We start from the raw sequence: 26129 nt of genomic DNA on the forward strand, positions 1-26129 counted from the left end.
CCCCACCGCCGAACCCGCCCGCTGGAAATTGTAAGATAAACATGCTACTTTTTCTTACAAATAATCTGGTCGGTAATTAATGCAATCAATTGATTCCAAAATATTAAATCGTATTTATGGGGGCGGTAGGGGTTGCGTGGTGACCCCGAACGACTTTCTCGATTTGGGAAGCCGTCAGGCGGTGGATGTGGCGTTGCACCGTCTTGTGAAAAAAGGAACATTGCGCCGGGTGGCTCGAGGGCTTTACGATTATCCCAAAATCGATCCGGAACTTGGCCCACTTTCGCCCACGATCGATGCGCTCGTCAAGGCGTTGAAGGGGCACGACAATATTCGACTGCAGCCATCCGGTGGATATGCTGCCAATCTTCTGGGGTTATCCGAGCAGGTGCCGATGAAAGTCGTGTTCCTTACGGACGGGCCGACCCGGAAGGTCCAACTCGGCAGACAGATCATCCAGCTAAAGCGGACGACCCCCCGAGCGATGGCAACCGCCGGACGGGTGAGCGGTCTGGTTATCCAGGCGCTCCGGCACATTGGCATGCGGCAGGTAGATGATTCGATCGTCAAGCGATTGCGCAACCGTCTTTCCGTCGAGGATAAAAAGCAGCTGGTCCGGGATGTCCGGTATGCGCCTGCGTGGGTTGCCTCGTGGATGCGGCGAGTCGCGGAAGGGAATGAGGGCTGAGGGCATGAATTCATTCATCCGCCTTTCGGCGGAGCGGCGTCGCCTCCTCTGCGAAGAAGGATTCCAGCGGCTGGGTCTGGTGCCCGCCAGCATCGAAAAGGATTTCTGGGTCTGCTGGACCTTGAGGGAGCTGTTCGGCCTGCCCGAATGGGGCCCGCATCTGACTTTCAAGGGTGGGACTTCCCTTTCCAAGGGGTGGCAGTTGATCTCCCGCTTTTCGGAAGATATCGATGTGGTCATAGACCGGGAATTTCTCGGCTTCGGCGGGGAACTCAGTCGCAATAAACGGAAGCAACTCATCGCCGAATGCAGTCGACGAATTCGCGCAACATTATTGCCTGACCTTGAACGGCGTTGTAGGGAAGTCCTCTCCACCGACTTGAAGTGGGAACTGGTTCCGGATGCGGAGGATCCCGATGATCAAACCTTGCTATTCCGTTATCCCTCGGTGTTTGAAGGGAGCATCGCTTACATACGGCCGGTGGTCAAAATAGAAATGGGCGCTCGATCGGAACCGGAACCGGTCGAGTCGCCGTCGATCCAACCCTATCTGGCGAAGGCTTTCCCCGACGTGATGCCCGACAGCCTCTGTTCAATACAAACCGTGGTGGCTCGCCGGACTTTTTGGGAAAAGGCGATGCTGCTTCACGAGGCCAATTTTCTTCCCCCCGACAAAAAGCTTCCGCCGAGATTGTCCCGGCACTATTACGACCTCTGGTGTCTAATTGGCCACGGGATTGCGAGAGAGGCCATGGGGGACCTCGATCTGTTCGACCGCGCCGCACGCCACCGGGAGATTTTCTTCAAGCGAACCGGTGTGGATTACGGCACGCTTCGAAAAGGGACATTGCAGGTTTCCCCGAGGGAGGAACGGTTGGGAGGCTGGCGGAAGGATTACGAAGCGATGCGTTCCGAGATGTTTTTCGAAGAGCCTCCTTCCTTCGCGGAGGTCTTAATGGCCATCAGGGGATTTGAAGATGATTTCAATCGGTCGTAACCTGGTTCTGTGATGCGCTCCCTTCGCCGTTTCTTCCTCTGGGGTTTTCTCCTCGTCGCCGCGTACTTCGGCTACATCGCCGTGTCGCTTGCACTGATGCCGTCCGTCTCGATCCTCAAGGACCCGCGCGTCTCGATGGTGATCACGGTCAAGGACTGGAACGGCGACGAGCACCCGTTCGTCGTCGGGCCGAAGAACCGCAACTGGACGCCGGCCCGCGCGATTCCGGCTGCGATGAAGCGGGCGGTCGTCGCCTCCGAGGACGGCAACTTCTACAAGCACGAGGGGGTCGACTTCGACGCGATGAAGAAGGCGATCCAGGACGACATCAAGAAGGGGAAGTTCGCCCGCGGCGGCAGCACCATCACGCAGCAGGTGGCGAAGAACCTGTTCCTGTCGCGGGAGAAGACGATCACGCGCAAGCTGAAGGAGCTCTACCTCGCCCGGCGGCTCGACAGCGAGCTGAGCAAGGGGCGCGTCCTCGAGCTGTACCTGAACGTGGTCGAGCTGGGGCCGATGGTCTACGGCATCGGGCACGGCGCCCGTTATTACTTCGGCAAGCCGGCGTCCGCGCTGACGGTGCGCGAGTGCGCCTTCTTCGCCGCGATGTTGCCGGGCCCGAAGGCGCTCAACCCCTACAAGAAGATGGACAAGGTCATGGCGCGCTCGACCCGGATCGTGCGGCGGATGTACGCGGCGCGGATGATCTCGGGCGGGCAGTACGCCGCCGCGATGGCCGAGCGGCCCAACCTGTCGGGCCTGGCGCGCAAGGTCGAGCAGACGCTCGCCGCTCCGCCGCCGGTCGAGCCGCTGCCGCCCGGCCTGTCGGCCGACAACGCGATTGTGGCGCCGTCGGGGCCTGCCCCGCCGGAGGAAGCGCCGGCCGTCGCCCCCGACGGCGCTGTGCCTGCCGCGGCCGACAACGAGGTGATCTGAAGCCCGGTGGTCCGGCGCTGCTAGGGATGCGCGAGCGTTTTCGCCTGCCGGTAGGCGTCGGCCAGGTCGGGCAGCGGGATGGAAGTGTTCCAGTGGCCGGTCAGCCGGGCGACCGCCCAAAGCAGCAGGATGATGCCGAGCCCCGCGGCGGGCAGCCACCAGGGCGACCAGCCGGCCTGACCCTTTCGACCTACCGTCAGGCAATCGTTCACCGGACAGGCTGCGACGCACGAGAGACAGCCGGTGCAATCGGGCGTCAGCGCCGCGTCCTTCTCGTGCACCCGGATCTCGACCGGGCAGGCGCGCGTGCAGGCGCGGCAGTCGATGCATGTCGAGGCGTCGCGGACGACCTTCTGCGGCGACCCCCACGAGAACAGGCCGAGCAGCGCGCCGTACGGGCACAGGTATCGGCACCAGAAGTGCTTGACGACGAACGACAGGGCGGCCAGCGCGAGAAGCGTCACCGCCACGGTGCGCGACATCTCCGTGAAGAAGAGCAGCATCTTGGCGTCGACCGCCACGTTGTACTGCCCGAACATGAACGCCTCGATCGCGGGAACGTCCATCTGCCAGAGCACGATATATCCGAAGAACGCCAGCAGCAGGTATTTGAGCGACAGGAGCGCCCGGTCGAGCCCCGTCGGGATGAGCGTCTCGGCCTTCCGCTTCCGCCACAATATCTTCTTCCCCAGCCACTCGACTGCGCGCGAAAGCGTGCCGACCGGGCAGACCCACGAGCAGAACACCTTCCGGGCGAAGAAGGCCGAGAGAAGCGCGGCGATGAAGATCGTCAGCCCCGCCGGGTGGATGGCGTCGTATTGCCCGGTAAGCAGCAAACGCTTGAGCCCCATCAGCGCGCTGATGGGCAGGAACGCCTCGATCGCGCCCGATCGGTGCGCAGTGACCGGGCCGCCCGCGACGAGCTGCGCCTGGAAGCGCGCGAACCCGATTCCGATCAGCAGGCAGAAAAGCAGGAAGGCGACCTGGACGACCCAGCGGACCAGCGGCAGGCGGCGATAGGGGTTGGCGCGATGCGGCGACGCGATGCCGGGCTGCGGCCCGGCGTTCGGCTGGCTCATGTTCGGTGCTGCTCCTTGGATGAATTCTCTCTGTTCAATCTAGCATCATCCCTCGACCGGATGCGCCGTTCCTTGACCTCGCTCAAGCGGCTCCGTAGAGTAGACCTGATGCAGGAAACAGGCAGCACAGGGGGGGCGGCATGTCGCTGATCGGTGAGGTGTTCGTCGGGGACGTGCTCGGAAAGTCGGTGCTCGATCCGGCGGGCGACGAGGTGGGCAAAGTTCGCGACATCGCTGTCGAGGGCGGGGGGCCGTTTCCGCGCGCGGTCGGTCTCGTCCTCGAGCGAAACAAGACGCAGCGCTTCCTTCCATGGGAGGAGCTGGCCATCTTCAACCGGCGCATCATCTCGTCGCGCAAGACCGAGGTCGATCTTCCCGAATATGTTCCCTCGCCCGACCGGCTGCTGATCGCCAAGGACATCCTCGACAAGCAGATCGTCGACATCAACGGCGCCAAGGTCGTCCGGGTCAACGACGTCAAGCTGACCGAGGAAGGCGGGAACGCTCTTCTGACCGACGTCGATGTCGGCATGCGGGGCATCCTCCGGCGGCTGGGCATCGAGCGGCGGGGCGACGGCTTCTTCCGGGCGATCCGCCATCCGCTGCGCCACCAGCTCATTCCCTGGTCGGTGATCCAGCCGCTCGAGTCGAAGCTCGACCGGCTGACGCTGTCGGTCACGCGCGACGCGATGTCCGACCTGCACCCATCCGATATCGCCCAGATCATCTCCGACCTGGCGCCCGACGAGCGCACCGAGTTCTTCGAGAAGCTCGACCTCGAGACGGCGGCCGAGGCGCTGCACGAGCTCGAGCCCGAGGTGCAGGCCGACATCATCGCCGACATGGACCGCGAGCAGGCGGCCGACGTCATCGAGCGGATGCCTCCCGACGAGGCGGCCGACGTCATCGCCGACCTCTCCGCCGAAAAGGCGCAGGAGATCCTGGGGCTGATGGAGAAGGACGAGGCGCAGGACGTCCACGAGCTCCTGCACCACGAGGACGACACCGCGGGCGGCCTGATGACCAACGAGTATCTCGAATTCCCGCCCGAGACCACCGTGGGCGGCGCGATGGACCGCTTCCGGGAATACGCGCACGAGATCGAGGCGGTCTATTACATGTACGTCATCCAGGACGAGAAGCTGCTGGGGGTGGTGAGCCTCAAGGACGCGATCCTGGCCGATCCGTCGAAGCGGCTCGACGAGGTGATGCACCGGAAGCTGATCACGGTGCGCGCTGAATCCGACCACCAGTCGGTGGCCGAGCTGATCTCGAAATACAACCTGCTGGCGCTGCCGGTCGTCGACGACGAGAACTGCCTGCTCGGCGTCATCACGGTCGACGACGTCGTCGACCTGCTGCTGCCCCCCGCCTCCCGGAAACGTCGAAGGAAGATGTAGTCGCGGCTAGCGGCGTCAGGCCTTTTTCCCGAACAGGAGGAAGCTCAGGTTGTCGGCGTGCTCCGGCGTCATTCCGTCGAACTGCACGCCGATGCTGCGGGCGTGATACGGGACGCCCCACGGGATGACATGCCGGACCTCGGCCCGGACGGGATCCTGCCAGGGCAGCTCCAGAAACGACAGGTAGAGCGTGTCGCCGACGTGCCATTCCAGGGACGAATGCAGGCGGGCGCCGCCGATGGAGAGGTTGAGCGAGAACGTCTGCTCGGCGTCTTCCATCCCGGTGTCGGAGAAAAGCAGCACGTTCAGCGTCTTGTCACTCCGCTCGTACCGGCGGATCCGGCGGGCGGGGAAGGCGGCGCAGGCGGCCAGGAAATCCGGCAGCGTCCGCACCACCGGCCCGTGGGTGCCCATGACGGAGAGCGATCGGTCGGAGTCCTTCCACTTGGCTCGGGCGACCGGGTAGACCTGCTCCAGCGTCCGGAGCAGTGCCTTGCCGGCGGCGTCGATGCGGATCGTGGACGGGATGCTGTAGAGGAGACCGTTGCATCCGTTCTCGATCAGGACTTCCCGCAGTTGGGCCGCCGTGCAGGCGACGCGGCAATCGGCCCCGAAGGCGCGGACCGATTCGGCGATCGCCTCCGCTTCCTCCGGGATCAGCGAGAACACGGTGACGAGACAGAAGCTTTTCAAGTTGTGCGGCATGGCGGCGTTATAACCCCACAAGCCCGGGCAGCCCCGGGAAGATCGTGACGACGACGAGCAGGACGGTCAGGACAATCATGATCCAGGTGGTTGCCCAGGCGATGAGGTTGAATCCCCTCGAGTTGACGTAGATTCCCATCAGTTCCGGGTCGTTGATCAGCTTGAGCATGAAGATGAGGACCGCCGGCAGCAGCATGCCGTTGACGACCTGCGAGGCGTACATGATGACGACGAGAGGGGCGCCGGGAACCATGACGCAGAGCGCCCCGAGCACGATCAGTCCGGTGTAGAGCCAGAAGAACTGCGGCGCCGTCCGGAAGTTCTTGTCGATCCCCGATTCCCAGCCCATCCCTTCGCACACGGAGTAGGCCGTCGCCAGCGGCAGGATCGACGCCGCGAACAGCGACGCGTTGGCCAGGCCGATGGCGAAGAGGTGCGAGGCGTAATCCCCGGCGAGCGGGGCGAGCGCCCGGGCGGCATCGCCGGCCGTCTCGATCGTGATGCCCTGGACATAGAGCGTCGCGCCGCACGCCACGATAATCGCGAGCGCCACCGCGTCGGTGACGAAGCAGCCGAAGATCACGTCGATCCGCGTGAGGGGATAGTTCTCGACCTGGACGCGCTTCTCGACGACCGCGGACTGCAGGTAGAACTGCATCCACGGGGCGATGGTGGTCCCGACCATGCCGATCAGCATGGTCAGGTAGGCGCCGTCGAAGCGGGCTACGGGGCGAATCAGGTTGACGCCGACCTTCATCCAGTCGGGCTTGCCCATCACCGCCGCGATCGGGTAGGTGAGGAAGATGAGGCAGGCGATCAGGAAGATCTTTTCGACGATCCGGTAGGAGCCCTTGACGACGAGGAACCAGACGGCGGCCGCACCGACAGGAACGGAGAGGGCAGGTGGGACGCCGGCGATCTCCCAGGCGGAGGCCCACCCGGCGAACTCGGCGACGACGTTCCCGAAATTGGCGACGATGAGTGCGAGCAACAGCAGGAAGGTCGGCTTGACGCCGAACTTCTCGCGGATCAGGTCGGAAAGCGTCTTGCCGGTGACGACGCCCATGCGGGCCACCATCTCCTGGACGACGACCAGGGCGATGGTGATGGGGATCAGCGTCCAGAGGAGATCGTATCCGAAGTGGGCGCCGGCGATCGAATAGGTGGTGATTCCGCCGGCGTCGTTGTCGACCGATGCCGTGATGATCCCCGGGCCCAGGATGGAAAGGAAGAGGAGGATGCCTTTCCACGTGGGCAACCGTTTTTTCAAGGTGGATCCTCCGATTCGGGATATCCATTGGAAAATAGCACAGCAATGCGTGCGTGGTCTCGGGAAATGGCCGAAAATGCGCTAGAATGCGCGTATACAGTCCACAAATGAATGCCGGCACGAGCCGGCGGGGGAGGGCGCATGTCCGTACAGAGGGTTGTCACGGTCGTCGCAGCGATGTCGTTCGTGTTCGGCGGGGCCGTGGGGGCGGCGACCACCGAGGAAGAGGCGCTGGCCAAGGGGCGCCGCGTCGCCAACGTGTTGAGCGATACGCTTCGCGATCAGCTGGCGTCGAACATCCAGGAGAAAGGCGTGGCCGAGGCGCTGCCCCAGTGCTACTACCAGGCGCTGACGGTCGGCAAGGAGATCGAGACCACGACCGGCGTCAAGGTGAAACGGATTTCCTCCCGGCTCCGCAATCAGCGGAACACGCCCGATGCCTTCGAGCAGGAGGCGCTGGCACGGTTCGAGCGCTTCGCGAAGGAGGGCAGCATGCCTACCGACGAGCTCCGGCGCGAGGCGATTGGCGGAAAGCCGGTCTTCCGCTACGTCAAGCCGATCATGGTCGGATCCTCCTGTCTCCGGTGCCATGGCGATGCGAAGGCGATTCCGCAGGACGTTCGCCATGTGCTCGACGAAAAGTACCCGGAAGACAAGGCGATCGGCTACAAGGAAGGCGACTTCCGGGGGCTCGTCAGCGAGGTCATTCCGGTCGAATAGCCGGAAAGGCGGGCTGAGGTGGCAGGGCGGATCCTCTTCATCGACGACGACCTCGCAGGGCGGGAGGTCGCGCTCTTCAACCTGCGCAAGGCGGGCTACGAGGTGCGCGCCGCTGCCGACGGGAGCGAGGGGCTTGCGGCGTTCTCGCCCGAGTCGTTCGACCTGGTCGTCACCGACCTGAAGATGCCGGGCGTCACGGGGCTCGAGGTGCTGCGGGCCGTCCGCGGGCGGGCGCCCGAGGTGCCGGTGCTCGTGATCACGGCCTTCGGCAACGTCGAGACGGCCGTCGAGGCGATGCGCGAGGGGGCGTACGACTTCATCGGCAAGCCGTTCCACCGCGACCAGCTGCTGCTCTCGGTCGGCAAGGCGCTCGAGCGCCGGCGGCTGACCGACGAGGTGCGCGCGCTCCGGATCCGCGCCTCCGGGGTCGAGCGCGAGATCGTCTCCGCATCGCCCGCGATGGCCCGGCTCATCGAGATGGTCGATCGCGTGGCGCGTTCCGAGGCGACGGTGCTCGTCACGGGCGAAAGCGGCACGGGCAAGGAGGCGGTGGCGCGCCGCATCCATGTCCGGTCGCCGCGGGCCCAGGGGCCGTTCGTGGCGGTCAACTGCGCGGCGGTTCCGGGCGAGCTGCTCGAGTCCGAGCTGTTCGGGCATGCGCGCGGGGCGTTCACGGGCGCCGTGCGCAGCCGGCCCGGGCGCTTTCGGCAGGCCGAGAAGGGCACGCTGTTCCTCGACGAGGTGAGCGAGATCCCGCTGCCGCTCCAGGGGAAGCTGCTGCGGGCGCTCCAGGAAAAGATGGTCGACGTCGTCGGTTCCGACGTGCCGGTCGCCGTCGATGTCCGCATCGTGGCCGCCACCAATCGCGATCTCGAGCAGCAGATCCGCGAAGGGGCTTTCCGCGAAGACCTCTATTACCGGCTCAACGTCGTCGCACTGCGGGTGCCGCCGTTGCGGGAACGGCCCGAAGACATCCCGCCGTTGGTCGAGCATTTTCTGGCCGCGTTCAAGGCCGAGCGTGACTTTTCGGCGCCGCCGGCCGTGCTGGCCGAACTCGCGCGGCGGTCTTGGCCGGGCAACGTGCGCGAGCTCAAGAACGCGTGCGAGCGAATGGCCATCCTGTGCCGAGGCGACGAGCTGTCGCTCGACGACCTTCCGCCCCTTCCATCGGGCGCCTTGGCCGCGGGCGCGGCCGAAGCGGAAGCCGTCGGCGACGAATGGCCGCCGTTGCCGCCGGGCGGCCTGTCGCTCGTCGACCTCGAGACGCGGGTCATCGAACGGGCGCTCCGGTTCAACGGCGGCAACATCACCCGGACGGCGGCGTTCCTGCGGGTTCCGCGTCACGTTCTCGTCTACCGCATCGAAAAGCACGGCATCCGGCGGAACGGGGATGTCTGACCCTCAGCGGTCCGGCGGCCCGCATCCCGGGTTGGCCGACGACCTCCGGCCGCTGTTCTCGCCCCGCATTCTGCTGGCCGCCTGGCTGCCCTGTCTCGCCATCACCGTCTGCCACTATGCGACCGGGCCCGAGTATCCCTGGGTCCACGACGTCCTCCGGCGCCTCTACTACCTGCCGATCCTGTTCGCCGCCTTCATCGCCGGATCCCGGGGCGCCATCGCGCTGTCGGTCTTCGCCTCGCTCGTCTATCTGCCGCACGCCTTCGGCAGCCTCGTCGCCCGGGACCCCGGCGGCGCGCTCGAGAAGGGGCTCGAGATCTTCCTGTACAACGCCATCGCGTTGGTCGCCGGCCTCCTGGTCGACCGGGAACGGCGGGAGCGCGATAAAGCGCAGCGGCTGGCCGCAGAGCTGTCGCAGGCGCTCGAGGAGCAGCGCCGGGTCGAACAGCAGCTCATCCGGGCCGGAAAGCTGGGGGCGCTCGGCGAGATGACCGCCGGCATCGCCCACGAGATCAAGAACCCGCTGCACGCGATGAAGGGGACCGCCGAGATCCTGCGCGACGTGGTCCCCGAGGAAACGCCCGAGCGCCGGATGCTCGATCTTCACATGGCCGAGATCGACCGGCTGTCGCAGGTGGCCGAGCGGTTCCTGCGGTTCGCCCGGCCGATGACGCCCGACCGGCGCCCGACCGACCTGCGCGAAGTCGTCTCGCGGGTCGTCGCGCTGGTCGAGCCGCAGGCGCGCCGCCACGGCGTCACGGTCTCGCAGTCGCCGTGCCTCGCCGATCCCGCTCCGATCGTCTCGGGCGATCCCGACCAGCTCCTCCAGTTGCTGCTCAACGTCGCGCTCAACGGGATCCAGGCGATGACGCCCGCCGGAAGCGGGACGCTCTCGCTGGCGATCGGCCGCCTGAGACACGGGGAGGCCGACCACGTCTTCGTCCGGGTGGCCAACACGGGCCCCCCGATCCCCGAAGACGCGCTCGAGCGCATCTTCGACCCGTTCTACACGACGCGCGACGAAGGAACGGGGCTCGGCCTCTCGATCTGCTCGCGTATCGCCGACCAGCACGACGGCGAGCTTTCCGTCGCCAACCTCCCCGCCGGCGGCGTGGCTTTCACGCTGCAGCTTCCGGCGACCCAGGCCGACGACGGTGACTGACAAGTCGCTCTCCGAGGTGCACGAGTCGGTCGTCATCCCCCAACGGCAGGGGGGCCTTCGGCGGCTGCTCGCCTTCGCCGGTCCCGCCTATCTCGTCTCCGTCGGGTACATGGACCCGGGCAACTGGGCCACCGACATCGCTGCCGGTTCCCGCTACGGCTACGCGCTGCTTTGGGTGCTGCTCATGTCCAACGCCATGGCGGTGCTGCTCCAGGGGCTCTCCGCGCGGCTCGGGATGGTCGCGGGGCAGGACTTGGCGCAGGCGTGCCGCCGCCGCTACGCCCGCCCGGTCAACATCGTCCTCTGGCTTTTGTGCGAGGCGGCCATCGCGGCGTGCGATCTTGCCGAGGTGGTCGGTTCCGCGGTTGGGCTCCAATTGCTGTTCGGGTTGCCGCTCGTCGTCGGGGTGCTGCTCACCGCATTCGACACCTTCCTGCTGCTCTTCCTGCACCAGAAGGGAATGCGACGGATGGAGGCGTTCATCCTCGTGATGATCGCGACGATCGGCGGCTGCTTCCTGTTCGAGATCGTGATCGCGAAGCCCGACCTGCCGGGCATCGCGCGGGGGTTCCTGCCCGGCCTTCCCGATGCCGATGCGCTCTACTTCGCCGTCGGCATCATCGGCGCCACCGTGATGCCGCACAACCTCTACCTCCATTCCGCGCTGGTGCAGTCGCGCAAGGTGGTCAAGACCGCGCGGGGGCTGCGCCAGGCGCTCGGCTTCAACGTGATCGATTCCGTCGTGGCGCTCAATATCGCGTTCTTCATCAACGCGGCGATCCTCGTGATGGCGGCGGCCGTGTTCTACCGGAACGGGCACTTTGCCGTGGCCGAAATCCAGGACGCATATCGGCTGCTGGCGCCGCTCGTCGGCAACGGCGTCGCGCCGATCCTGTTCGCCCTTGCGCTGATCTGCGCGGGGCAGAGCTCCACCATCACCGGGACGCTGGCCGGCCAGATCGTCATGGAAGGGTTTCTCGACGTCCGCATGCGTCCCTGGCTTCGCCGCCTGGTGACGCGCGCGATCGCGATCATTCCCGCCGTCGCGGTCATCGTACTCATGGGCGAGCAGGCGACCGGGCGGCTGATGGTGCTCAGCCAGGTGATCCTGAGCCTCCAGCTTCCCTTCGCCGTGGTCCCGCTCATCCGGATGGTGAGCGACCGGAAGCTGATGGGGGCGTTCGTCATCCCTCCCTGGGAGAAGGCGCTTGCCTGGGCGGTTGCGGGGCTGATCGCCGTGCTCAACGCCAAGCTGCTTTCCGACACGATGTCGGGCTGGTTGGCGGGAAGCGGCCCCGGCGCGGCCGCAGCGCGTTACGCGGCATTGCCGGTCGTCATCGCGCTCGGCGCCTTGCTCCTCTTCCTTCTCGGGGAGCCGCTGATCGAGAAGCGGCGACGCAAGGGAAAACCGGCCGCGGGCGGCGTCCACGGGGAAGCGGGCGGGGAACCGCTGGAGCCGGCGCCGCAGTTCCGGAAGATCGGCGCCGCGCTCGATTTCGGGACGGCCGATCCCGAGGTGTTGGCGCGGGCGGCTGCGATGGCGTCGGCGGCGGGATGTCGGCTCGTGCTGATCCACGTCGTCGAGAGCGCCGCGTCACGCGCGTTGGGTCTCGATGCGGCCGACCGGGAAAGCGTCGAGGACCTCGCCCGGCTGCAGCGCCATGCCGTTGCGCTCGGGAAGTTCGACGTCGATGCCGAGACCGTGCTCGGTTACGGCAGCCCGGTGCGGGCGCTGCCCGAGATCGTCCGGGCGCAGGAGATCGACCTGCTGGTCGTAGGCGCCCACGGTCATCACGGGCTCGCCGACGTGGTGCACGGCGCCACCATCGACGAGCTGCGCCACCGGCTTGACATCGCCGTCCTCGTTGTAGGGCGTCCGCGGACCCCATGACCGAACCGGCTTGTTTTTGCAGGAATTTATACTATGAAGCAATTTGCCGGGATGGATTCCGGGGGTGGCAGCATCCCTCCTGCGGGCTTATGATTGGGACACTGATGCGAGCCGCCGTTAAGACATCGTCCCGGATCATTCTGGTGCTGGCCCTTTGCCTTGCCGGCACCCTGACCGCGTGCGGGGGCGGGGAGCGGACCGCGGTCGACCTGTCCGACCGGGTCGACGAGCGGGCGTTGCGGGAAACGACGGTTTCACCCGAACCGGGCGTCCTCCGGTTCGGATTCGAGCCGCGCAACAACGTCCAGGAAGATGCTCGCCAGTATGCATCTTTCCTTGCATGGCTCTCCAAGGCGACCGGTCGTCGATTCGAGCTGCGCTTTCTCCCCAGGAACGGGAACATCGTCGACGGGATCGGCGGCGGACGGGTTCAATTCGCCGCGGTCGGGGCCGGCACATTCCTGCGGATGCAGGCGCGATACGGCGCGATTCCGCTGGTTCGCGGGCGCGATGCCGCCGGCAAGACGGATTACCGGTCGGCGATCGTGACACCCCTCCGAAGTTCCGTCCGGAAGATCGGGGACCTTCGCGGCAAGTCCTTCGCCTTCGGCGCCTTCAACTCGACCCAGGGACACCTGATCCCCCGGATCCTGCTGGGCGGGGAGGGAGTCGTCCTGCGCGACCTGTCCCGCTACGAGTACACGGGCTCGCATCGCAACTGCGCGGCCGCCGTCGCGGCCGGCCGATTCGACGCGGGGGGGCTGCAAGATCTCCTTGCCCGGCGTTTCGAAAAAGACGGCATGCTCCGAATCCTGGAAGTCTCTCCCGACTTTCCGTCCTCCGGGATCGTCTCGGCCCGGGAAGTCCCCGAGGATGTCCGGGAGCGCGTGACTGCCGCCCTCCTCGACTTCCAGCCGAACGGCCGGGATGCGGCAGGCCTCTATCATTGGGACCGGACCGAAATGGCCGGCGGGTTCGTCCGTGCCTCGGAATCCGACTACGCCGGGCTCAGGAAATGGGCGCGTGCATTCGGCCTGCTCGACCCGACGCCGGGCGGGGCGAAACGATGAGGCTGACCACGCGGCTGCTCGCTCTGGTGTTCTTCGTGGCTTCTGCCATCGGCCTCCTTTCGCTCCTTGCGACCCGCGCCGTCATGGTCGAATCGCTCAACCGGGAGATCGAGGCGCGGGGGATGGTCACCGCGCAGGCGATCGCCGACCGCGTTGCGGTGCAGGTCATCGAGGGGGATGTGGTTCCTGTCCACGAGGCGCTGGTCGATACGACCACGCGGTCGCCCGACGTCCTGTTTGCCTACGTCACCGGGTTCGACGGGGAAATCGTCGCCCACACGTTCGAGGGCGGCTTCCCGCGGGGGCTGCTGCCGTCTGCGCCCGTGACCGGGGGCGGGCGCGCCTTCATCCGCCTTTCCACCGGTCTCGGCCCCATCCTCTTATCCCGTCAGCCGCTCGTGCCCGGGCTCCGAGGAGCGGTCCACGTCGGTCTCAGCGAGAAGCCGATCCAGGCGCGGCTTCGCGCCGTCCGCGACCGCGTGGTGGGCATCGTCCTGGCCGTCATGGCGCTCAGTCTCTTCGTGGCGGTCCTGATCGGCCGCCGGATCGTGGCGCCCCTCGCGGAGCTTTCGGAATCGATGCGCGCATTCGGCGAGGAGGGGGCGCACGAGGGGGAGGTCCATCCGAACGGGGGAGGGCGGGAAGTCCTCGACCTGGCCGCCGCATTCAACCGGATGATCGCCGATCGTCGCCACGCCGAAGAGGCGCTTCGGAAGACCGAGGCGCAGCTCCGGCAGTCCCAAAAGATGGAGGCGATCGGCCGCCTGGCCGGAGGCGTGGCGCACGACTTCAACAACCTGCTCACCGCGATCACCGGCTACAGCGAGATGATGCTCGACGACCTGGCCGAGCACGACCCGCACCGGCACGGGCTGGAAGAGATCCGGAAAGCCGCCGAGCGGGCGGCCGCCCTGACCAGCCAACTGCTCTCCTTCAGCCGCCGCCAGATCCTTGCACCCCGGGTGCTCGACCTCAACCGGGTCGTCGGAGAGATGGATCCGATGCTCCGGCGGCTGATCGGGGAGGACATCGTCCTCGAAAGTTCGCTCGCCCCGGGGCTAGGGATGACGATGGCGGATCCCCATCACGTGGAGCAGGTGCTCGTCAACCTCGTCGTCAACTCCCGGGATGCGATGCCGGAAGGCGGCCATCTCACGCTCGAGACCGCGAACGTGGACCTCGACGAGGAATACGTCGGTCATCGGCTCGGCGCGAAACCGGGGCCGTACGTGATGCTGGCCGTCAGCGACACGGGCTGCGGCATCGATCCCAAGGTCCTTCCCCACATCTTCGACCCGTTTTTCACGACCAAGGAAAAGGGAAAGGGGACCGGCCTGGGGCTGGCGACCGTGTTCGGGATCGTCAGCCAGAGCGGAGGGCACGTCACGGCCTACAGCGAGCCGGGCAAAGGCACTTCGTTCAAGGTCTACCTTCCGCGCCTGTCCGGCGACGTGCTTCGCATGAAAGTCGATGTGCCCGCGACCTCCGGGACGACGACGGGTGGAGGCGAGACGTTGCTGCTGGTCGAGGACGAAAGGACGGTCCGGGAGCTTGCGGCCCGGATGCTTCGACGCTACGGGTACAAGGTGATCGAGGCGTCCGGCGGCGGCGAGGCGCTTGAACTGATGGCTGTCGGCACCGAGCCGGTTCACCTGCTCGTCACCGACGTCGTCATGCCGGGGATGAGCGGCCGGCAGCTTTCGGAGCGGCTGCTTTCCCGTTTTCCCGCCCTTCGCGTCATGTATATCTCCGGCTATACCGACAACGCGATCGTTCACCACGGCGTAATCGACCCGGGCGTGGCATTTCTCCAGAAGCCCTTCACCCAGGATGCGCTTGCCCGGAAAGTTCGAGAGACGCTCGACGCCCGCCCTTCGGTCGCGAAAACGTAGTCTCCCCGAAGCCCGGGGTGAAGTAGTTGGCAAACCGGGGCGGGGGCGTGTATCCTTCTCAAAGATATTCCCGAAGGGAGACCGACGCATGAAGAAGGGAACGGCCATCACGCTGGCACTGGCGTGCCTGCTGTCGGCAGGCGTCGCGACAGCGGCGCAAAAGAAGGACAAGACGCTCATCGACCTCAAGGCGATCCAGTCCGACAATGTCGCTCCCGACAGGGGGCACCAGACCATGGACGCATTGGGCGAGCGAGTCCACGGCGGAGAATTCGGCCCCTGGCGCTGCCAGATCAAGATTCTCGACCGGCGCGAGCAGGTGGCCAAGATGAAGTCGTCGGGAAAGTCCGAAGGGACTCCGACCTCCCATTTCCTTTCGCTCTCGATCATGGACCCCGCGACCGGGAAGAGCCTTTCCTCCGGGAAAGGGACCGTGACGATGGTCGGGCCCGACAAGAAGAAGGTCAAGACCGACCTCAAGCAGATCGGCGGGCCTTACAGCGCCGACATCGCGATGTCCAAGGCGGGAAGCTACGCATTCCAGATCGACTTTGTCTCGGGAAAGCAGACCGCGACCGTGAAATTTTCGTATAAGGTGAAGTAACGCCGGGGGAGGGGGCGCCGCCTCCCTCCCCGCATCCTGTCCTTTCCGCTAGTTCCCCGTCAATCCCCGCACCACCGCCGAGAAGTCCTGATCCCCGAATCCCCGCTCGCGGGCGACGGCGAAAAGCTGTTGCACCGCGGCCGTCACCGGGGTCGGCACCCCCATCGCATCCCCTGCAAGCACCGCGAGCTTCATATCCTTCAGTGCGTGCCGCAGAGGGAAGTGCGTCTCGAACCTCCGGGCGCCCAGCATGTCGGGCCCTTTAAGGCCGACGACCGGCGAGGCCGCCCCGGACGCCATCACGACCTCGATGATCTTCTCCGCCTGCAGCCCGGCCGCGAGCCCGGTCAGCGCCGCTTCCCCGAAGACGCACAGGATCGTCCCCATCATCTGGTTGACGATCAGCTTCATGTGCGCCGCGGCCCCGATCCCGCCCATGTGCACGACCTTCGACCCCATGGCGAGCAGGAGCGGCCGAAGCATTTCCGCGAGCGCCTCGTCCCCCCCGGTCAGGATGGTGAGCGTGCCGTCGGTCGCGGGCTTCTTGCTGCCGAGCACCGGCGCCTCGAGGAAGTCGCCCCCCGCACCCGCGACTGAGGCCGCCGTCTGGCGGGAGCATTCGGGCGAGACCGTGCTCATGTCGATGCACACTTTCTCTGCCAGCGAGACCGAGGCGATTCCGCCGGGCCCGTCGTAGATCCGGCGGACGGCGTCGGGGTCCGCCAGCATGGTGATCACGACGTCCGACCGGAGGGCGACGTCGGCCGGGGAGGTCGCGGAACGGGCCCCTTCCGCTTCCAGCGCAGCGGTTTTTCCCGGGGTCCGGTTGAAGACGACCGCGGCATGCCCCTTGCGAATCAAGTTCCTGCACATCGCCTCGCCCATGATCCCGAGCCCGATGAATCCCACGTTTGTCATTGACGCGCCTCCAGTCGGTGACAAAATACCAGCATGACGCATTCGATGACCGATCTTCCCCGGGCGCTTCGCGCCGCGCCGCTCTTTTCGGGCCTCCCGCCAGACGACCTCGCCCAGGTGGCCGCCGTCGCCTCGCTGCGCCGCTTCGATCGCAACGAGACGATCTTCCGGGAAGGAGACCGCGCCGACGGGTTTTACGTGGTGGCGGCGGGCAAGGCGAAGGTCTTCAAGATGTCCGCCGAGGGGAAGGAACAGGTGCTCCACCTGCTCGAGACGGGCCAATCGTTCGCCGAGGGGGTCATCTTCGAGGGGGGCGCCTATCCCGCGCACGCATCGGCGGTCACCGACGTGACGCTGGTCTTCCTGCCACGGCTCGGAATCATCTCGCTGCTCGAAAAAAGCCCGCGCCTCGCCATCCGGATGCTGGCGTCCCTTTCCAAATGGCTGCGCCGGATGACCGACATGGTCGACGACCTGGCGCTCAAGGACGTCGAGACGCGCTTCACCTGGTTCGTATCAGAAGAGCTGCGATCGCGGGGCATCCCGGTGGCCGACGGCGCAGTCTACGAGCTCTCCTTCAGCAAGTCGCTTCTCTCCGCGCGGCTGGGGACGGTCCCGGAGACTTTTTCCCGCACGCTCAAGAAACTGCAGGACGACGGCGCGATCGACGTCGAGGGCAAGCGCATCCTGATCCGCGACGCCGTCCGGTTCCTCTCGCCGCTCGAGCGCTGATCTCCGCATGCTATCATCGGAAAAACACGGTAGGAGGGGGCGATGGGCTTCTTTTCGGTGAGCGTGGTGGGCCGCGATCGGCCCGGGATCGTGGCCGGCATCAGCCGGGTCCTGTTCGAGCTGGGCTGCAACGTCGAGGATTCCAGCAACACGATCCTTTCGGGGCAGTTCGCCATGCTCCTCGTCGTCGGACACCCCGGGATGACTTCCCCCGAAGCGCTCGACCGGGCTTTCGACGGGATCCGCGCCTCCCTCGGGCTCATGGTCGCGGTTCATCCGGTGAGCGCCGAGGATCTCTCCCGGGACAAGGAGCCCAAGGGCACGCCGCACATTCTCTCTGTCTACGGTTCCGATCGCCCGGGCATCGTCTACCGGGTGACGCAGGCTCTGGCGGACCGCCGCGTGAACGTGACCGACCTCAAGACGCAGGTCGTGGGCGCGAAGGATCGCCCGGTCTACGTCATGGTCATCGAGGCCGACATCCCCGACGACTTCGACATGAAGGGGCTCGAAGCCGAGCTCGAATCGCTGCGCAGGGAGCTGCACGTCTCCATCTCGATCCGTCCGATCGAAACGCTGGAACTATAGGGGCGGCAAAGCGCGCGAGATGGCGATCCTCCCCATCCTGATATTCCCGGACCCGGTGCTCAAGGAGGTCGCCCGCAAAGTCGAGCGCTTCACGCCCGAGCTGTCGCTTCGCGTCGACGACCTGGTCGAGACGATGCGCGCGATGCCGGGCGGCGTCGGCATCGCCGCCCCGCAGGTGGGCTGGACCGAGCGCGTCGTGATCGTCGACGTCTCGCAGCACAAGAAGGGGGGGAAGCAGGAAAACCACGGGCTGCTCGAGCTCGTCAACCCCGAGATTCTAGCGATGGGGGGAAGCCAGGTCGTCCGCGAGGGATGCATGAGCGTCCCCGACTACACCGCCAACGTCGTGCGCGCCCAGTGGGTGCTCGTCGACGCCTTCGACCGGCACGGAGAGCAGGTCATCCTCGAGGCGCTCGGTTTCGAGGCGGTCGTCCTCCAGCACGAGCTCGACCACCTCGACGGCCTCCTGTTCCTCGATCGCGTCTCCTCCCTCAAGTCAGACCTGTTCCGGCGCAAGTCATACCGTTGACATCCCGATCGACCGGAGAGCCCTTCCCGTGATCAAGTTTGCCCTCACCCAGTTCCTGGTGCCGCCCGGACTCCTGGTGGCCCTCCTCCTGTTCGCGGCGCGCCGCCTGCAACGTGCGGGAAAGGGGGGCGCCGCGGCGTGCGCCGGCTTTGCCCTCCTGCTTTGGGCCTGCTCCCTCGCCCCGCTGGGAGATCGTCTGCTCGAGCGGCTCGAGGGCGGCCTTTCCATCCCCGCGAATCCCCGGGGCGACGTCATCGTCGTGCTCGGCGGCGGTCTCGACGAAGGGGTGCCCGACCTGTCCGGGGTCGGGGCGCCGACTGACGACACGATGGCGCGGATCGTCACCGGGGTGCGCCTGCAGCGAAAGCTCAAGCTGCAGGTCATCGTGTCGGGAGGGACCCTGGTCCCGGGACGGGCCCTCGAGGCCCCGGTGATGAAACGTTTCCTGGTCAACCTTGGGGTCCCGCCCGAGAAAGTGACGGTCGAATCCGACAGCCGCGACACCCTCGGGAATGCGGCCTCGGTTCGGAAGCTCATGGAGGCGAAAGGGTACCGGCGGGCGCTCCTGGTCACTTCCGCCTACCACATGAGGCGCGCCGCCTTCCTGTTCGAAAAGAAGGGGGTGGCCGTGATCCCCTTCCCGGCGCAGTTCCGCACGCACCCGGGGCGCACCTATGTCTGGCAGGAATGTCTTCCGTCGGCCTCCGCCATGCGGTGCATCGCCGCGGCGTGCAAGGAATTCCTCGGGATCGCCTGGTACCGCATCACGCTCGGCGCGCCGGATCTCCCCGGCGCCGGAAAGGACGCGATATGACCGACGGGCGCCGCTGGACGCTGGTGCTGGGGGTGGCGCTGGCCGCCGCTGCCGCGCTGCTCTATTTCCTCCAATACGAGATGTTCGGGGATTTAGAAGGGGTCTGGCGAGGGCTGATCTCGAACCTGGCGTTCCTGCCCGTTTATGTGCTGGTCGCCACGCTCATGCTCGACACGCTGATGCGCAAGCGGGAGAAGGCGGCGCTCCTCAAGAAGCTCAACATGGTGATCGGGGTTTTTTACACCGAGGTGGGCACCCGGCTCCTCGAGCTGTTCTCGGAATTCGACCTCGACGCGGAATCGCTACGGGGATCGCTGGCGGATGGGCGCACATGGGACGAGGACGACTTCGCCCGGCTGGCGGCAGCGCTCGGGAGGCACCCTTACCGCATCGATTGTTCCCGATCCGACATGGACCGCCTGCGTGCGTTCCTGCTCGAGGAGCGGGCTTTCCTGCTGGGCCTGCTCACCAATCCCAACCTGCTCGAGCACGACACCTTCACGGACCTGCTCTGGGCCGTCTTCCACCTGGTCGAGGAGCTCGCGCACCGCGCGCCGGGCTATCGCCCGGAGGGGGCCGATGCGGCGCACCTGGCCAACGACATCAACCGGGCCTATTCGCGGATGGCCTCGGACTGGCTGGCCTATATGAAGCACCTGAAGGGGGACTACCCGTACCTGTTTTCGCTGGCGCTGCGGACGAGCCCGTTCGATCCCTCGGCGAAGGTCGAGGTGGGGTAGAAAGGCGCGGGGCTACTTCTTCCCCGGCTTCGGGACGGGCATTCCGGGCTGGATCGCCGCCGGCCGGCTGGTGGGCAAAATATCGAACTTGTAGACCCGGTTTCCCATGACGCTGGTGATGTAGAAGCGAAGGTCGTTTTCGTCGAACGCGAAGTTGGACAGCAGGTTGCTCGACAGCTTCATCGTGTCGCGCTCGATCACGTCGACGTAGGTGGCGACGTATTTATACGCGGGGTCGAACTCCTTGATGGCCTGCATCAGGTGATCGAGGACCAGGATGTTGCCGTTCTTGCGGAATGCCAGCCCGCCGATTCCCTGGAATTTCGCGTTGGTCGTGCCAAGCCCGCCGAACGTAGCCACGACGGCCGCCTTTTTCGGGTCGATCACCTTGATCTGGGCGGTGACCCCGAGGACGACGTAGAGCTTGCCGTCGACGGGATTGTACTGGATGCCCTTGGCGGTCGGCAGGTCGGATTCGGTCATCTCCCGCTCGTCGTAAGTGCCCGGCGGTCGCCCGACCGTTGCGATCTCGTCTCCCTTTCCGTTGATCTTGATTGCCTGAGCGCGGACGCCGTCGAGAATCCAGTAGTAGCCGGTTCCGTCGACCGCGACCTGGTTGGGGTTGTTGCGGAACCTGGGCGCCTTCTGCGCGGTGCCCTCGGGGGGCTCGACGTCGGCTGGCTCGGCCGGCCCCTTCTTCTTGTTGGGCGGCGCGATTTTCCGGTCGACATACGGGGGGTAGCGCAGCTCGCCGACGAGCTTTCCCGTGCGATCGAGGCGACGAATGACCTGTTCGGAGAAGAACGGGACGAGTAAGGTGCCGTCACCATCCTCGACGACGCTTCCCGGCAGCCCCCAGCCCTTGTCGAAGGTGATCCGGCTTTTATAGATTCCATCGGCATCGAAGAACTGGATACCGCGACGTTCGAGGACATAAAGCTCGCGATCGTGCGTGAGGCCGGCAATGGAGGGCTGGTTGAGCTCGTAGATCTCCTCCCCCCGGAAAAATCCCCGGGCGGCGAGTTTCCGGGGGATCGTTTTCTCGGCGGTGCCGGCCGATTCGGCCTGCGAACGGCGCAAGGAGGCCCGGATCGGGGCGGACCAAGGGGATTCCTTGCCGTCTTTCCCGACGGAAGCGATCCGGTAGAAGTAGGTTGTTCCCTTTTCGACCTTCCGGTCCGTGAAGGTTTCGATCTGGACCGACTCCTGGAGCATATATGCCCCGTTTTCGGACTCGGCCCGGTAGATGTTGGAGAACATCGTCCCCTGGGGAGAGGACCAGCGAACTGTGATGGCGGTCGTAGAGCCGATGGCGCCGGTGAAGGAAGGCGGCTGCATCTGCTCGATCCCCTTGACCGTGCCCGGGGCGGAAGTCTCGGATTCGCCGTCTTTCATCATGCCGGCCACCTTGTAGGTGACGGTGTCGGGAAGGGCGACAGAGGTGTCGCTGTACGTGTTCGCAGGGCCGCTGTAGATCTCCTTGAACGGCGCATCGCCCATTTTCCGGAAGAGTCGGTACCCGGTTGCGCCCGGGATCGGCGTCCACATCAGGATGATCGAATTTCCGGCCCGGATGGGAAAGCCGGAAAGCCACTTGGGGCCGGGGGGGGCGGCTTCGAGGCGAACGGGAGCGGAGAGCGCCAGGAGGGCGAGCACCGCCAGGAAAAGGGAGGAATATCGTCGGGTTGACATCAATTGATCACCAGTTGTGGGCGGTGCCGTTGAAGATGTGGCAGTCGGGGCAGTCCATGCTGATCGCGATATCGCCGAGCCCCGTGCTGCTGTTCGCCCACGATGGCAGGCTCACCCGGAGATTCGTCGTGACCGGCTCATTGGATTTGGGGTGGGACTGAATGCTCCCTGGGGAGGACACCTTGACCGGGCCGGTCGTCACGTGATGGGCGTTGGGCAGGTTGTGCCCGCTCGTGACGGTCCCGCCCTTGGACCAGTCGGCCTCGTTGGGGAGACCGACGCCGTTGTGGCACTTCTTGCAGATCGATTTGCCGTGCTGGCCGATGTCGACCAGTCCCTTGGAGCCCGAGACGCCGAAATGGACCCGGTGGCAGGTCGTACAGAGCAGCTCCCCGTCGGTTCCGAACTGGTTTCCGGCCTGGCGGCTGAGATAGCTGATCGGGGCGACCTTGAACTTGAAGCCGCCAACCGTCGTGGTGTATTGGCCGGCCTTGTCCAGCGTTGTCCTGGTGCCTGCGGGGTGCCCCCAGGCGGTCAAGCCGACGTTCCAGTCCTCGCGGTCGGCCTGGAGGGAGGTGGCATTCCCGTGGCAGCCTACGCAGATCGGGTTCCACCCGCTGTCGGCGTCGATCGTCTTGACGACGTTGAGGTTCCGCTCCCCGTTGATGTTGGGGCGGTGCGCCGAATGGCAGGTATAGCAGCCCATCTGCTGGCGGCCGCCGCGCGGCGTCCAGGCGCTCATGGGTTCGGTGGGGCCTGACGTCAGGTGCCCCCCCATATTCCACGAGACGGACTTGTCGTTCAACGATTTCGCGGCCGGGGCCGGTACGTCGAACACGTTGACCGTGCCGCTGCCGTCCTCGCGCCCGTAGCGCTGGATGAGGATGCGCCGCGGAAAGCGCCCGTTCTCGGAGCGGGACGCGGCGATCGCGTTGTCGACGAGGAAGTCGACCGGATGGTTGCCGTCGGGGGGAGAGCTGAGGTTCCCGGTCGCCCGCTCGACGTGGCACCGGTCGCAGAAGCCGTCGAAATTAGGGTATTCGGCGGCGAGCGGCGCGAGCAGGAACGGCGGGTAGCTGTTGTCGTGGACCGCGTGGCACGAGGTGCACTCGAGCGGGGTTCCCGTGGACACCCCGGGCCAGGAGATGTTGGGGGGAGGCCAGGACGTGGGGCGCCCGCTGCCGCTCTTGAGATTGTCGGGCCAGCGGCCGTGCGAGCGCGTGAAGAACACAGCGGTATAGTCGGGCGTCTGGGAGGTGCCGTAATCCGTCATGCTGACGCTCGGGCCCGGTTCCGGGACCAGGGTGTCGGTCTCGGGGAGAATCCCCTTCCCGGAGTGGCACAGGAAGACGCACTGCCCGCCGTAAGTCCCGAGCTCGTTTTCCATCACGCCGTAATAGTTGGTGTCCTTGCGTGCGTGGCAGACGAGGCATGCGTCCTTGTCGGGGAGGTACTGCCGGATGTCGTGATGGGAATTGTCGATGCCGGCGCCGACGGGAGCCGCTGTCAGCAACAGGACAAGGGCGGCCAGGATGCGAGATGCCGATATGTTGTTCAATGATCCTCCGGATTTTCCCGCTCCCGCAAGACTACCCCGCAAGACTACACCATGCGGGACGCGCGGAAAACCGGGAAATGCAGGGTTTGAATTGATCCCCAAAAAATGTATAACGGAATCGATGATCCCGGAATCCGTGCCCAAGAGGCGTTGGCCGTATCTGTTGCTGTTGACGCTCGGGGCAGCATCGGCCCTCCTTGCGGCCGTCGACAACTTTCCCCGCACGAATCCGCACGCCTCGTTCCAGCGGAAGGAGGCGCCCCTGTGCCCCCGCTGCCACTTCTACTCCGGCGGCACCCGCTTCGAGGCCGACCGCTTCGCCGCCGACGCCGACACGCTCTGCTACGACTGCCACGCCAAGGAGCACCTCGGTCGGACCCATCCCGTGGGATCCCGTCCCGCCGCGAAGTACGGGCACAAGATGAACGTGCCCGACGAGTTTCCGCTGAACGACGACGGGAAGATGATGTGCCTCACCTGCCACTTCGCCCACAAGAAAGCTTATCTTTCCCAGGAAAAATCCTGGCCGACCCAGCAGCCCGAGAGCAACATCCCCGGCCGCTATTTCAAAACCTTCTACCTGCGGCGCACCGACCCGAGAACCCTCGGGATCGCGGCGCTGTGCGACGGGTGCCACAAAAAGATATGAACACGATGCCGCAGTACAACATGCGAAGGATCGTCCTTATCAACCCGCGGTTCCAGCTCCGGGTCGCGATGCTTTTCTGCGCGATCATCCTGCTGGGGGGTGCGCTGCTGGCGTTCCAGATCTTCCGGGACGTCCAGGGCGTGCTCGTCGAGGCGACGGCCCGCGGCCATTTCGACAACGACCTGACGCCGTTCATGCTCGTCTCGGACGTCATCGTCCGCGACCTTCTCGTGATGGCGGGGGGGCTGCTGGTCGCGACCTTCGTCCTGTTCGCCTTCCTGCTCCGGCGCATTCACGCGGGCATCCTGCGGCTGGTCGAGGTGCTGCTCAAGTCCGCGCAGGGCGACCTGTCGACGCCCACCGATGCGCCCGGCCCCGCCGAGATCGGCGCGTTCGGGGAGCGGCTCGACGGCATCCGCGGGACGACGCTCGTGCTCATCAAGGAGATCCGCGGCGACGCCGCCGCGCTCGAATCGGCGTCCCTGTCCGGGGACGATTACAAGGCGCGCTGGAACGCGCTGAAAGAGAAGCTCGGGAGGCTGGCCCCATGAGCGCCGACATAAGCACCGACAACGTCAGGATCACCGAAGGCCGGTACGGCACCCGCTTCCTGGTCAAGCTGGCGATCACCGTCGCCGGCGGTCTCACGCTGGTCTTCGGGTCGCTGTACCTGCTATTTTCCCGCCCGCTCCGGGGCGGCTACGGTTCCGCCTACCAGGCGCTCAACAGCCTGACCGAGCCGTGGCTGCTGCTTCCGATCGTCGGCCTTCCGGTGCTGGTCTACGCGCTCGTCGTCTGCATCGTCACGGTCGTCCTGTGCGTTTATGCCATCCACAAGGTGGCGGGCCCGCTCTACCGAATGGACCGCGTGGTCGACAACTACGTATCCGGCGAACCGATCCGGGCCGTCTTCTTCCGGCAGGGCGACCAGGCGGCGGTGCTTGCCGACGTATTCAACGCCTTCGTCGCCCGCCTTCGCGAAGACCGCCAGGGATGCCAGGATCTGATGGCGCGCGCCGAGAGCGACTTCGCCCGCGACCCGGCCGCGGCCAGGGCCGAGATGGCCAAGGCCGCCGCCGAGATCGGGAAGCGCACGGCGAAGTACAAGTAGTTTCCCGGATGCGCATCGCGATCATCGGGTCCGGCGCGGTCGGGCTCTTCTACGGCGCCGTCCTGCAGCGGGGGGGCCACGACGTCCGTTTCCTCCTTCGCACCGATTACGAGGCGGTGAGCGCATCCGGGCTGACCGTCCATTCGATCGACGGCGACTTCCGCCTCGACCGGGTCCTCGGCTTCCGCGATGCCGCCGACATGGGCGAGGTCGACCTGGTCCTCGTGGCGCTCAAGGCGTTCTCCAATGCGCACCTGGTCGAGATGGTCCGGCCGCTGATGGAGGGCGATGCCGCCGTCCTGACGCTGCAGAACGGCCTCGGCAACGAGGAGCTGCTGGCGGATGCGTTCGGGGCATCGAAGGTCCTGGGCGGGGTTGCGATGATCGGCGTCGGGCGCACGTCCCCCGGCATCGTGAACCACATGGCGCTCGGCGCCATCCGGCTGGGAGAGTTCGCGGGAGGGCTCTCCGCCCGGGCCGAGGCGATCTCGGCCGTGTTCCGCGAGGCCGGAATCCGCTGCGAGGCCGTCGCCGACCTCCGGAAGATCCGATGGGAAAAGCTGGTCTGGAACATCCCCTTCAACGGCCTTTGCACGGTGACGGGGGAAACACCCTCCGTCCTGCTCGCCCGTCCGGACATGCGTCGGTTGGTGACTGAGATCATGAGAGAGGTCGTCGCGGGCGGGAACGCGCAGGGGTTCCGCGATCCGATCCCGGAAGCGTTCGTCGCGAAAATGGTATCGACGACCGAGCGGCACACGGGGAAGCATCGCCCCAGCATGCTGGTCGACCGGCTCGCGGGTCGACCCCTCGAACTCGACGCGATCTACCGGATCCCCCTCGAGCACGCGGCGGATCGGGGCGTCGAGATGGCCCGGGTACGGATGCTCCACGCGCTGCTCGAGTTGGGCGAGAAGGGCGCGAACCGGGAAAGCCCGCCCGGCTGATACAGGCGCAGCCTCTCCCCCGCGAAGGGGAGAGGCTGC

General features: G+C 66.0%; 26 protein-coding genes. 20 read left to right on the forward strand and 6 right to left on the reverse strand.

Annotated features, from left to right (window positions below; translation table 11 throughout):
• Nucleotides 1-79: 79 nt before the first annotated feature.
• The 3 genes from VGK27_10510 to mtgA are packed head-to-tail and all read left to right on the forward strand — an operon-like array spanning nt 80 to nt 2621.
• A complete protein-coding gene (locus VGK27_10510) occupies nt 80-688 on the forward strand; it encodes a DUF6088 family protein (GenBank protein HEY3490535.1) in 609 nt (202 codons plus the stop codon).
• Nucleotides 689-692: 4 nt separating this feature from the next.
• On the forward strand, nt 693-1685 hold the full coding sequence (locus VGK27_10515) for a nucleotidyl transferase AbiEii/AbiGii toxin family protein (GenBank protein HEY3490536.1): 993 nt from the start codon (nt 693-695) through the stop codon (nt 1683-1685).
• 12 nt (nt 1686-1697) lie between these two features.
• Complete coding sequence (mtgA, locus tag VGK27_10520) at nt 1698-2621, forward strand: monofunctional biosynthetic peptidoglycan transglycosylase (protein ID HEY3490537.1); 924 nt, start codon at nt 1698-1700, stop codon at nt 2619-2621.
• Nucleotides 2622-2641: 20 nt separating this feature from the next.
• Here mtgA and VGK27_10525 read toward each other — a convergent pair whose 3' ends face one another.
• Entirely contained in the window at nt 2642-3700 is a 1059-nt protein-coding gene (locus tag VGK27_10525; protein ID HEY3490538.1) for a 4Fe-4S binding protein, read from the reverse strand.
• Between the two features lie 140 nt (nt 3701-3840).
• Here VGK27_10525 and VGK27_10530 point away from each other — a divergent pair, with 140 nt between their 5' ends.
• The gene (locus VGK27_10530) at nt 3841-5100 is read left to right on the forward strand and encodes a CBS domain-containing protein (protein HEY3490539.1); all 1260 of its coding nucleotides are present in this window, start codon (nt 3841-3843) and stop codon (nt 5098-5100) included.
• 15 nt (nt 5101-5115) lie between these two features.
• Here VGK27_10530 and VGK27_10535 read toward each other — a convergent pair whose 3' ends face one another.
• On the reverse strand, nt 5116-5826 hold the full coding sequence (locus VGK27_10535) for a PilZ domain-containing protein (GenBank protein HEY3490540.1): 711 nt from the start codon (nt 5824-5826) through the stop codon (nt 5116-5118).
• Nucleotides 5813-7075: an Nramp family divalent metal transporter gene (locus tag VGK27_10540; GenBank protein HEY3490541.1), complete on the reverse strand. Its 1263-nt coding sequence runs from the start codon at nt 7073-7075 to the stop codon at nt 5813-5815. Before VGK27_10540 ends, VGK27_10535 begins: the two co-directional genes overlap by 14 nt.
• Nucleotides 7076-7216: 141 nt before the next feature.
• Between VGK27_10540 and VGK27_10545 the strand changes: the two genes are divergently transcribed.
• The 7 genes from VGK27_10545 to VGK27_10575 all read left to right on the forward strand — a co-directional run bounded on the left by VGK27_10545 (nt 7217) and on the right by VGK27_10575 (nt 15812).
• A complete protein-coding gene (locus tag VGK27_10545) occupies nt 7217-7795 on the forward strand; it encodes a DUF3365 domain-containing protein (GenBank protein HEY3490542.1) in 579 nt (192 codons plus the stop codon).
• Between the two features lie 18 nt (nt 7796-7813).
• Nucleotides 7814-9193 carry a sigma-54 dependent transcriptional regulator gene (locus VGK27_10550; protein HEY3490543.1) on the forward strand — a complete coding sequence of 460 codons (1380 nt, stop codon included), beginning with the start codon at nt 7814-7816 and terminating at the stop codon, nt 9191-9193.
• Nucleotides 9186-10355 (forward strand): ATP-binding protein, encoded by a 1170-nt coding sequence (locus VGK27_10555; protein HEY3490544.1) that lies wholly within the window; start codon nt 9186-9188, stop codon nt 10353-10355. Before VGK27_10550 ends, VGK27_10555 begins: the two co-directional genes overlap by 8 nt.
• Complete coding sequence (locus VGK27_10560; protein HEY3490545.1) at nt 10348-12246, forward strand: Nramp family divalent metal transporter; 1899 nt, start codon at nt 10348-10350, stop codon at nt 12244-12246. The genes VGK27_10555 and VGK27_10560 overlap by 8 nt, the downstream gene beginning before the upstream one ends.
• Before the next feature lie 104 nt (nt 12247-12350).
• A complete protein-coding gene (gene phnD / locus VGK27_10565; GenBank protein HEY3490546.1) occupies nt 12351-13316 on the forward strand; it encodes a phosphate/phosphite/phosphonate ABC transporter substrate-binding protein in 966 nt (321 codons plus the stop codon).
• Entirely contained in the window at nt 13313-15208 is a 1896-nt protein-coding gene (locus tag VGK27_10570; GenBank protein HEY3490547.1) for an ATP-binding protein, read from the forward strand. The genes phnD and VGK27_10570 overlap by 4 nt, the downstream gene beginning before the upstream one ends.
• A gap of 88 nt (nt 15209-15296) precedes the next feature.
• On the forward strand, nt 15297-15812 hold the full coding sequence (locus VGK27_10575) for a hypothetical protein (protein ID HEY3490548.1): 516 nt from the start codon (nt 15297-15299) through the stop codon (nt 15810-15812).
• Between the two features lie 48 nt (nt 15813-15860).
• On the opposite strand, the gene VGK27_10580 is transcribed toward VGK27_10575, so the two are convergent.
• Complete coding sequence (locus VGK27_10580; GenBank protein ID HEY3490549.1) at nt 15861-16730, reverse strand: NAD(P)-dependent oxidoreductase; 870 nt, start codon at nt 16728-16730, stop codon at nt 15861-15863.
• A 45-nt stretch (nt 16731-16775) separates the two neighbouring features.
• Here VGK27_10580 and VGK27_10585 point away from each other — a divergent pair, with 45 nt between their 5' ends.
• Genes VGK27_10585 through VGK27_10605 form a run of 5 tightly spaced genes read left to right on the forward strand, consistent with a single transcriptional unit; the run spans nt 16776 to nt 20133 of the window.
• Nucleotides 16776-17462, forward strand: a complete 687-nt coding sequence (locus VGK27_10585) for a Crp/Fnr family transcriptional regulator (GenBank protein ID HEY3490550.1) — start codon at nt 16776-16778, stop codon at nt 17460-17462.
• A 42-nt stretch (nt 17463-17504) separates the two neighbouring features.
• Nucleotides 17505-18050, forward strand: coding sequence for an ACT domain-containing protein (locus tag VGK27_10590; GenBank protein ID HEY3490551.1), 546 nt, complete (start codon nt 17505-17507; stop codon nt 18048-18050).
• A gap of 19 nt (nt 18051-18069) precedes the next feature.
• Nucleotides 18070-18579 carry a peptide deformylase gene (gene def, locus VGK27_10595; GenBank protein HEY3490552.1) on the forward strand — a complete coding sequence of 170 codons (510 nt, stop codon included), beginning with the start codon at nt 18070-18072 and terminating at the stop codon, nt 18577-18579.
• A gap of 28 nt (nt 18580-18607) precedes the next feature.
• Nucleotides 18608-19393 carry a YdcF family protein gene (locus VGK27_10600; protein HEY3490553.1) on the forward strand — a complete coding sequence of 262 codons (786 nt, stop codon included), beginning with the start codon at nt 18608-18610 and terminating at the stop codon, nt 19391-19393.
• Nucleotides 19390-20133: a hypothetical protein gene (locus VGK27_10605; GenBank protein ID HEY3490554.1), complete on the forward strand. Its 744-nt coding sequence runs from the start codon at nt 19390-19392 to the stop codon at nt 20131-20133. The genes VGK27_10600 and VGK27_10605 overlap by 4 nt, the downstream gene beginning before the upstream one ends.
• Nucleotides 20134-20145: 12 nt before the next feature.
• Here VGK27_10605 and VGK27_10610 read toward each other — a convergent pair whose 3' ends face one another.
• Nucleotides 20146-21825, reverse strand: a complete 1680-nt coding sequence (locus VGK27_10610) for a hypothetical protein (protein HEY3490555.1) — start codon at nt 21823-21825, stop codon at nt 20146-20148.
• Nucleotides 21826-21832: 7 nt separating this feature from the next.
• Nucleotides 21833-23383, reverse strand: a complete 1551-nt coding sequence (locus VGK27_10615) for a hypothetical protein (GenBank protein HEY3490556.1) — start codon at nt 23381-23383, stop codon at nt 21833-21835.
• Nucleotides 23384-23504: 121 nt separating this feature from the next.
• Here VGK27_10615 and VGK27_10620 point away from each other — a divergent pair, with 121 nt between their 5' ends.
• The 4 genes from VGK27_10620 to VGK27_10635 are packed head-to-tail and all read left to right on the forward strand — an operon-like array spanning nt 23505 to nt 26090.
• The gene (locus tag VGK27_10620; GenBank protein HEY3490557.1) at nt 23505-24032 is read left to right on the forward strand and encodes a hypothetical protein; all 528 of its coding nucleotides are present in this window, start codon (nt 23505-23507) and stop codon (nt 24030-24032) included.
• The gene (locus tag VGK27_10625; GenBank protein ID HEY3490558.1) at nt 24029-24583 is read left to right on the forward strand and encodes a methyl-accepting chemotaxis protein; all 555 of its coding nucleotides are present in this window, start codon (nt 24029-24031) and stop codon (nt 24581-24583) included. Before VGK27_10620 ends, VGK27_10625 begins: the two co-directional genes overlap by 4 nt.
• Nucleotides 24580-25143 (forward strand): hypothetical protein, encoded by a 564-nt coding sequence (locus tag VGK27_10630; protein ID HEY3490559.1) that lies wholly within the window; start codon nt 24580-24582, stop codon nt 25141-25143. Before VGK27_10625 ends, VGK27_10630 begins: the two co-directional genes overlap by 4 nt.
• A gap of 8 nt (nt 25144-25151) precedes the next feature.
• Complete coding sequence (locus tag VGK27_10635) at nt 25152-26090, forward strand: 2-dehydropantoate 2-reductase (GenBank protein ID HEY3490560.1); 939 nt, start codon at nt 25152-25154, stop codon at nt 26088-26090.
• Nucleotides 26091-26129 lie beyond the last annotated feature (39 nt).

This window comes from Candidatus Deferrimicrobiaceae bacterium (assembly GCA_036504035.1).
In the GTDB taxonomy this organism is placed as follows: domain Bacteria; phylum Desulfobacterota; class Deferrimicrobia; order Deferrimicrobiales; family Deferrimicrobiaceae; genus JANXPS01.

Bases quoted from the DNA above. Each gene is read 5' to 3' on its own strand.
- VGK27_10625 (HEY3490558.1), top strand. From the start codon at position 24,029: ATGAACACGATGCCGCAGTACAACATGCGAAGGATCGTCCTTATCAAC.
- phnD (HEY3490546.1), top strand. From the start codon at position 12,351: ATGCGAGCCGCCGTTAAGACATCGTCCCGGATCATTCTGGTGCTGGCC.
- def (HEY3490552.1), top strand. From the start codon at position 18,070: ATGGCGATCCTCCCCATCCTGATATTCCCGGACCCGGTGCTCAAGGAG.
- VGK27_10580 (HEY3490549.1), bottom strand. From the start codon at position 16,730: ATGACAAACGTGGGATTCATCGGGCTCGGGATCATGGGCGAGGCGATG.
- VGK27_10635 (HEY3490560.1), top strand. From the start codon at position 25,152: ATGCGCATCGCGATCATCGGGTCCGGCGCGGTCGGGCTCTTCTACGGC.
- VGK27_10525 (HEY3490538.1), bottom strand. From the start codon at position 3,700: ATGAGCCAGCCGAACGCCGGGCCGCAGCCCGGCATCGCGTCGCCGCAT.
- VGK27_10545 (HEY3490542.1), top strand. From the start codon at position 7,217: ATGTCCGTACAGAGGGTTGTCACGGTCGTCGCAGCGATGTCGTTCGTG.
- VGK27_10590 (HEY3490551.1), top strand. From the start codon at position 17,505: ATGGGCTTCTTTTCGGTGAGCGTGGTGGGCCGCGATCGGCCCGGGATC.
- VGK27_10510 (HEY3490535.1), top strand. From the start codon at position 80: ATGCAATCAATTGATTCCAAAATATTAAATCGTATTTATGGGGGCGGT.
- VGK27_10630 (HEY3490559.1), top strand. From the start codon at position 24,580: ATGAGCGCCGACATAAGCACCGACAACGTCAGGATCACCGAAGGCCGG.
- mtgA (HEY3490537.1), top strand. From the start codon at position 1,698: ATGCGCTCCCTTCGCCGTTTCTTCCTCTGGGGTTTTCTCCTCGTCGCC.
- VGK27_10515 (HEY3490536.1), top strand. From the start codon at position 693: ATGAATTCATTCATCCGCCTTTCGGCGGAGCGGCGTCGCCTCCTCTGC.
- VGK27_10605 (HEY3490554.1), top strand. From the start codon at position 19,390: ATGACCGACGGGCGCCGCTGGACGCTGGTGCTGGGGGTGGCGCTGGCC.
- VGK27_10530 (HEY3490539.1), top strand. From the start codon at position 3,841: ATGTCGCTGATCGGTGAGGTGTTCGTCGGGGACGTGCTCGGAAAGTCG.
- VGK27_10570 (HEY3490547.1), top strand. From the start codon at position 13,313: ATGAGGCTGACCACGCGGCTGCTCGCTCTGGTGTTCTTCGTGGCTTCT.
- VGK27_10610 (HEY3490555.1), bottom strand. From the start codon at position 21,825: ATGTCAACCCGACGATATTCCTCCCTTTTCCTGGCGGTGCTCGCCCTC.
- VGK27_10575 (HEY3490548.1), top strand. From the start codon at position 15,297: ATGAAGAAGGGAACGGCCATCACGCTGGCACTGGCGTGCCTGCTGTCG.
- VGK27_10585 (HEY3490550.1), top strand. From the start codon at position 16,776: ATGACCGATCTTCCCCGGGCGCTTCGCGCCGCGCCGCTCTTTTCGGGC.
- VGK27_10555 (HEY3490544.1), top strand. From the start codon at position 9,186: ATGTCTGACCCTCAGCGGTCCGGCGGCCCGCATCCCGGGTTGGCCGAC.
- VGK27_10620 (HEY3490557.1), top strand. From the start codon at position 23,505: ATGATCCCGGAATCCGTGCCCAAGAGGCGTTGGCCGTATCTGTTGCTG.